The organism is Nocardia cerradoensis NBRC 101014, from assembly GCF_000308535.1.
GTDB lineage: Bacteria > Actinomycetota > Actinomycetes > Mycobacteriales > Mycobacteriaceae > Nocardia > Nocardia cerradoensis.
Map to the genome: position 1 here is coordinate 1 of NZ_BAFW01000326.1, position 6,278 is coordinate 6,278.

9 protein-coding genes are annotated in these 6,278 nt (G+C 69.6%); 6 read left to right on the top strand and 3 right to left on the bottom strand.

Annotated features, from left to right (window positions below; all coding sequences use genetic code 11):
* The 3 genes from ON23_RS28620 to ON23_RS28630 form a co-directional block, all read left to right on the top strand.
* Positions 1–819 (top strand): FAD binding domain-containing protein (locus ON23_RS28620; protein ID WP_039782083.1); only part of this gene is annotated, 819 nt, incomplete at its 5' end.
* The gene (locus tag ON23_RS28625) at positions 812–1,348 is read left to right on the top strand and encodes a (2Fe-2S)-binding protein (protein WP_051043502.1); all 537 of its coding nucleotides are present in this window, start codon (positions 812–814) and stop codon (positions 1,346–1,348) included. The genes ON23_RS28620 and ON23_RS28625, both read left to right, overlap by 8 nt.
* 17 nt (positions 1,349–1,365) lie before the next feature.
* Positions 1,366–2,037 (top strand): SRPBCC family protein, encoded by a 672-nt coding sequence (locus ON23_RS28630; RefSeq protein WP_039782084.1) that lies wholly within the window; start codon positions 1,366–1,368, stop codon positions 2,035–2,037.
* Between the two features lie 10 nt (positions 2,038–2,047).
* Here ON23_RS28630 and ON23_RS28635 read toward each other — a convergent pair whose 3' ends face one another.
* On the bottom strand, positions 2,048–2,599 hold the full coding sequence (locus ON23_RS28635) for a nucleotidyltransferase family protein (protein ID WP_039782086.1): 552 nt from the start codon (positions 2,597–2,599) through the stop codon (positions 2,048–2,050).
* A 175-nt stretch (positions 2,600–2,774) separates the two neighbouring features.
* On the opposite strand from ON23_RS28635, the gene ON23_RS28640 reads away from it, so the two are divergent.
* The 3 genes from ON23_RS28640 (at position 2,775) to ON23_RS28650 (ending at position 4,882) form a co-directional block, all read left to right on the top strand.
* Complete coding sequence (locus ON23_RS28640; protein WP_039782087.1) at positions 2,775–3,410, top strand: TetR/AcrR family transcriptional regulator; 636 nt, start codon at positions 2,775–2,777, stop codon at positions 3,408–3,410.
* Positions 3,411–3,466: 56 nt separating this feature from the next.
* Entirely contained in the window at positions 3,467–3,895 is a 429-nt protein-coding gene (locus ON23_RS28645) for a GNAT family N-acetyltransferase (RefSeq protein ID WP_051043503.1), read from the top strand.
* Between the two features lie 84 nt (positions 3,896–3,979).
* Positions 3,980–4,882, top strand: coding sequence for an SDR family oxidoreductase (locus ON23_RS28650; protein WP_039782088.1), 903 nt, complete (start codon positions 3,980–3,982; stop codon positions 4,880–4,882).
* A 107-nt stretch (positions 4,883–4,989) separates the two neighbouring features.
* Here ON23_RS28650 and ON23_RS28655 read toward each other — a convergent pair whose 3' ends face one another.
* Together ON23_RS28655 and mftE are read right to left on the bottom strand one after the other, a co-directional pair.
* A complete protein-coding gene (locus tag ON23_RS28655) occupies positions 4,990–5,364 on the bottom strand; it encodes a DUF2255 family protein (RefSeq protein WP_039782089.1) in 375 nt (124 codons plus the stop codon).
* 74 nt (positions 5,365–5,438) lie between these two features.
* Positions 5,439–6,122, bottom strand: a complete 684-nt coding sequence (gene mftE / locus ON23_RS28660; RefSeq protein ID WP_039782090.1) for a mycofactocin biosynthesis peptidyl-dipeptidase MftE — start codon at positions 6,120–6,122, stop codon at positions 5,439–5,441.
* Positions 6,123–6,278: the final 156 nt, after the last annotated feature.

Below are 6,278 nucleotides of genomic sequence, written 5' to 3' on the forward strand. Positions count from 1 at the left end.
CTGCTCGCCGACCTCGGTGACGAGGCCAAGATCATCGCCGGCGGCCAGAGCCTGGTGCCGATGCTGGCCCTGCGGCTGGCGGTCTTCGACCATCTCGTCGACCTGCGGCGCGTCGACGACCTGCGCGGAATCGAGGCCGTTGCGTCGGATGTGCGGATCGGCGCGGGGACCACCCACGCGGCGGTCGGGGCCTCCGACGAGGTGCGCCGGGCGGTTCCGCTGCTGCACCGGGCGACACCGCTGATCGGGCACTTCCAGATCCGCAACCGCGGCACCATCGGCGGTTCCATCGCCCATGCCGACGCCGCGGCCGAATATCCCGTGGTGGCGCTGACCCTGGACGCCGAGATCGAGGCGTTGTCACCGCGGGGGCGTCGCACCGTCGCGGCCGCGGACTTCTTCACCGGTATGTGGACGACCGCGCTGGAACCCGACGAACTGGTCACCGCGATCACCTTCCCGGTCCGGTCCGGACGCAGCGGTTACGCGATCGAGGAATTCACCAGGCGCAGCGGCGATTTCGCGATGGCCGGGGCGGCGATCGCGGTCCGGCTGGACGGGGACTCCCGCATCGACCGCTGCGCGATCGGACTGTTCGGGCTCGCGCCGACTCCGGTGCGGGCGCGCGAGGCCGAGGCCGACCTGTTGGGCCGGCCGGCCGATGCGGTGGCGGCCGAGGAGGTCGGCGCCGCGGCGACCGCGAATCTGACGGCGATCTCGTCGGATGTGCACGGTTCGGCCGAATACCGCCGCCGGCTCGGTGCGGCGATGGTGGCGCGGGCGTGGCGTCGCGCGATAGAGGAGGCGAGCAATGACTGAGGTCGATATCGAGGTGCGGGTCAACGGCTTTCGCCGCCGCGACGCCGTCCCGGCCCGGCTGACGCTGGCCGATTATCTGCGCGACCGCTGCGGGCTCACCGGCACCCACCTCGGATGTGAGCACGGGGTGTGCGGCGCCTGCACGGTCCTGCTCGACGGCGCCGCGGTGCGCTCCTGCCTGATCTTCGCGGTCCAGGCCGACGGCGCCGAGATCACGACCGTCGAGGGCATCGCCGAACCCGACGGGAAGCTGTCGGCGGTGCAGGAGGCCTTCCGCGCCGAACACGGATTGCAGTGCGGCTTCTGCACACCCGGTTTCATCGTCTCCGCGACGGCTTTCCTGCGGGAGAACCCCGATCCCACCGACACCGAGATCCGCGAGGCGATCTCGGGAAATCTGTGCCGCTGCACCGGATATCAGGGCATCGTGCGCGCGGTCCGCGCCGCCGCCGCTGCGCGCGAGCCCGGTGCCGAACCGTCCACCGGCGACGAGGCCGATATCGCCGCACCCGCCGCGCGGCGGGCCTGATCCGACCGAGGACCGTCATGAAACTCGACAACACGTTCACCATCCCCGTTCCGGCCGCGCAGGCCTGGCCGGTACTGCTCGACCTCGAACGCATCGCACCGTGTGTGCCCGGCGCGACCATCACCTCGCGCGAGGGTGATGATTTCCACGGCAAGATCAAGGTCAAACTCGGTCCGGTGGGGTTGAGCTACAACGGGATCATCAAGGTCGTCTCGCAGGACGAGCAGGCCGGGGTCGCGGTGCTCGAGGGACGTGGCCGCGAGGCGCGCGGCAACGGCACGGCGACGGCGACCATCACCTGCCGATTGGTCGAGAACAACGGCAGCACAGATGTTTTCGTCGATACCGATCTGGCGATCACCGGCAAGCCCGCCCAGTTCGGCCGGGGTGCGCTGGCCGATGTCGCCGGAACCCTGATCGGTCAGTTCGCCACCAACCTCGCCGACGAGATCACCGCCTCGGCGCAGCCGGCCGAACCGCTGCGCGCGGTGACGGAGGTGCCGGACGCGGGCGCGGCTACCGCCACCGCGCCACGGCAACGGGCCACCGCCTCGCGTACCCCGGCCGAGCCACTGGATCTGCTCGCCGCCGCCGGATCCACACAGGTGGTGCGCTACAGCGGATTCGCGGCGGCGCTGACGCTCGTGGTCCTGGTGGCCGTCATCCGGCGGCGAGCGCGACGGGGCTGAGCGGGCCGCGTCAACGTTCGAGGTCGCCGGGCTCGTCGATATCGCGGCCGGTGGCCAGATCACCGCATTCCACGGTGGGCGCGCGAACGCTACGCAGATAGGCGGCGGCGCCGCGATCACCGGAGAGGGTCGGCAGCAGATCGGCCCAGTGCCGGCGCGCGATCACCACGGGATGGCCGGGACGTCCGGCGAAACTCGCGCGCGCGATACCGGACGGGCCGGCCAGCGCGGCTTCGATCACGCGGGCGACCACGTCGGCGCCGACATCGGGCGTATCCACCACGTGCAGTGCGACGTACGCGGCGTCGAGCCGCTGCGCCGCACCGATTCCCGTGCGCACCGACGCACTCATACCCTGGGCCCACTCCGGTGCCGTCACGGTGGTGGTCGCGGGAATCGGTGGCACCCGCGCCGCGCCGAGCACCACCACGACCTCCGCGCATCCGCCGTCGCGCAGGGCGTCCACCGCGGTGGTCAGCCAGTTTCCGACCGTGGCCTTGGGACGGCCGAATCGCCGTCCGGCCCCGGCGGCGAGTACGACTCCGACTACTCGGTCCGGCATGGGCGGCCTCTCGATGGGGAAATGCGCTGTCGCGCCAATGTAATAGCGGAAATGCCGGTCCTTTGTGGACTCGGCCAATTCGTCGTGACGAGCCGCCGAACAGGGTGGATATCGTTCGCGGCCATCCTAGGATGAGCAACCGATCAACAGGCGCGAGATCAGGTAGGAGTGCGTGATGCCGTCCAAGGCGGTCGGTCAGCGTCGACGCCCGACGCAGGAGCGTGCGAAGGAAACCCGCCAGCACATCCTGGACACCGCGGCGCGGTTGTTCGGTGAGCGCGGGATCGAGAACACCTCGACCAACCGGATCGCCGCCGAGGCCGGGCTCAGCATCGGCACCGTCTACCGCTACTTCTCCGACCGCACGGTCATCGTCGAGGAATTGCTCGAACGACTGCTGGAGAGCATCGAACGCCGATTCACCGAACGGCTCGATCGCGCGGAGCGGTCGGTGGAGGATATGACCGCCGACATTCTCGCCGCTATCTGCGACGAACTGGTCGACAACGCGAAACTCGTTCGCGCCCTGGCCGCCGGGGTGCAGTTCTACAACAGCGGCATCCCCGAATTCGAACCGCGCCTGCGCCTGCTGGTGAAGGTGCTCCTGATCCAGATCCTCGGCCCCAGCGACGACCACGAACTCGATGTCATGGCCTTCGTCCTGGTGAACACCGGTTTCTCCGCGGTCCTGCGCGCCTCCGCTCTCGAGGTCGACCCCGAGGAACGCCGCGAAGCCATCGTCATGACCGCCCGGATGATCGGCGCCTGGAGCACCGCGGAAATCGAACGCCGCGCGGCGAATTCGGCCTGAGAGCAACCGCGCCGCACGGACCGCTCGCCGACTGTTCTGCGGGATACGGTGCCCGGATGACGACGCTTCGAACCGGCCGCGATCTCGCGGCGGATATCCGCGTGCGTTCGCTGTTGTCGGCCGCCGTGGGTGGCGGACAGGCCCGCCTCGATGCGGTACTGCGCCGCTATCGCGAGGATCCGGCGACCGCGCTGCTGGCGGTGTTTCGCGAATCCGAACCCATCGGTGTGGCGGGGTACGAACGATGCGCGGATCGGATCGTGCTGCTTCATATCGCCACATCACTGCGCCGGCGAGGGGTCGGGCGCCGGTTGGTGGCGCGAATCCGCGCCGACGGTCCCGCGAGGCCGATCGTCGCCGAAACGGACCGCTCGGCGCTCGGCTTCTACCTGGCGCTGGGATTCGGCGTGACGTCGCTGGGTGCGAAGTACCCGGGAGTCGAACGGTTTCGGGTGCGTCTGGAAACAGGTAATGACAGCGGCTGACATGGCAGTGTAGCGTGATGGCAGTCGCTGACATCGGCGGCCGCCGCGCACACTGCGGCGTATTCCTCGCGGGAAGGTCTTTCCATGCGCGTATTCATCACCGGGGCGTCGGGACATGTGGGGTCCGCGGTCGTTCCCGAACTGCTGTCGGCGGGGCACGAGGTGGTCGGGCTGGCCCGATCGGATGCCTCGGCCGCGGCGTTGGAGGCCGCGGGAGCGCAGGTGCATCGCGGAAATCTCGACGATCCGGAGGCGCTGGCCGAGGCGGCGGCCGCGGCCGACGGCGTCATCCACCTGGCGTTCAAGCACGAGAACATGATCGCCGGAGACTTCCTCGGCGCGGCCGATGCCGATCTGCGGGTGGTCCGGGCGTTCGGCGATGCCCTGGCCGGATCGGGTAAGCCGCTGGTCAGCACATCCGGAACGGGTCTGCTCGCGGCCCTGGGGCGAACCGGCACGGAAGCCGACTCGCTACCGGGCGGTCCGCGCATCGACTCCGAGAACGAGGTGATCGGATTCGCCGAGCGCGGAATCCGATCCAGTGTGGTCCGGCTGCCACCGACCGTGCACAGCACCCTCGACCGTCACGGTTTCGTGCCCACCCTGATCGCCATCGCGCGCGAGAAGGGCGTCTCCGCCTATGTCGGAGAGGGCGTCAACCGCTGGCCGGCGGGCCACACCCTCGATGCGGCGAATCTGTACCGGCTGGCTCTGGAATCCGCCCCCGCCGGTTCCCGCCTGCACGCTGTCGGCGACGAAGGCATCCCGCTGCGCCGCATCGCCGAGGTGATCGGCCGTCACCTGGACGTCCCGGTCGTGAGCATTCCCGCCGAGGACGCCCCCGGTCACTTCGGCTTCCTCGCTCCGATGGTCCAGTTCGACAACCCCGCCACAGCCGAGGCCACAACCGCTCTGCTCGGGTGGAAACCCTTGCACCCCAACCTCATCGAGGATTTGGAGGAAGGCCACTACTTCACCGGGCAGTGATCCGGAACAGCGGCGGACCGGCGGCTGACGTGCCGCCGGCGTTCACCGGATCCGCCGCTCACACTCCTCGAACGGGGTGCCGGTGCGAACATAGCCGATTCCCCGGACTATCCGACCGGGTCCACGCGCAGGGTGGTGTTCTCGGCGGCGGGGGCCAGCATCGGTTCGAGGGCGCTGGGCTGGTCGCGGTACTTCGACTCGTAGGCCTTGCGGACGCGGTCGTTGATGTAGGACTCCGTCACCGGGTGCAGGGTCACGTCGGTTTCCACGCCGTGGGCGCGGACTCGCGCGCCGCGGGTGTGCATGGCGTGGCGGTACCACCCGCCGGATTGTCCGTACGCGGAGCGGATGTAGAGATCGTTGTCGACGCGCACGACCCAGATGGTGGTCCAGTCCCGCAGTGCGCCGTTCTCGTAGTAGCTGGTGATCTCCAGTTCCTCGGACGATCCGATCCGGTCGAGCTGAGCGGCGGTCCAGGCCATGTCGTTACCTCCATCGATCGCGATGCAGTGGGTTCGCCCAGGCTAGGCCGATCTGCCGCGGTGATGCGGCTGCCTCAGCGCGGTTCGGGGAAACTCTCGGCGACCGCGGCGATCAAGGCGCTCGTCCAGCGGTCGAGTATCCGTGCGCCCTCGCCGGCATCGGCGGTGGTCGGATCACCGAGTATTCCGTTGGCGCTCACCGCTTTCACACCACCCGAGCGCAGGCGCGGCATCAGCTCGCGCAGCGGCCGGGTCGTGCCGGGTTCGGCGCGGTGCATCGTGACCCGTGAGGGCGCCAGATGGAGCATGACCGAGGTTTCGGCGTGTCCGGCGTGGGTGTCGTCGGCGGGCCCGGTCGGCGACCACACCAGGGTCGATCGGCCTTCCGTGGTGAGGAGGCGTTGGGCGGCGCGCAGCGGCTCGAGATTTCCGCCGTGCCCGTTCACCAGGATCACGCCCGCGAATTCGTCCGCCGAGCGCACCAATTCGACGATCAGCAGTTCCAGGGCGCGGTGCCCGATCGACAGGGTTCCGGGGAATCCGGCGTGTTCACCGCTGGATCCGTACGGAATCTCCGGCGCCGCAACGATATCCGGACGCGTGGCGGCCAAGCGGCGGCACAGTTCCACCGCCACGGCGGTATCGGTGCCCAGCGGTAGATGCGGTCCGTGTTGTTCGGTCGCGCCGAGCGGAATCGCCAGCAGCGGAGCGCGATCGGCCGCGGCGAGGTCGGCCGAGGTCAGGTCAGCGAGGCGCATCACCGTCTCCGTCGGTTCGATACAGCAGCGGTACCACCGGCTCCGCGGTCCGCGTCCGCAGACATCCGGCCCAGACTCCCAGCCCGTAGGCGAGGTCGTCGGCGATGCGTAACAGTCCGGCCCGCGGATCCCGCCCGGCCGTCACCGCGCGGACCA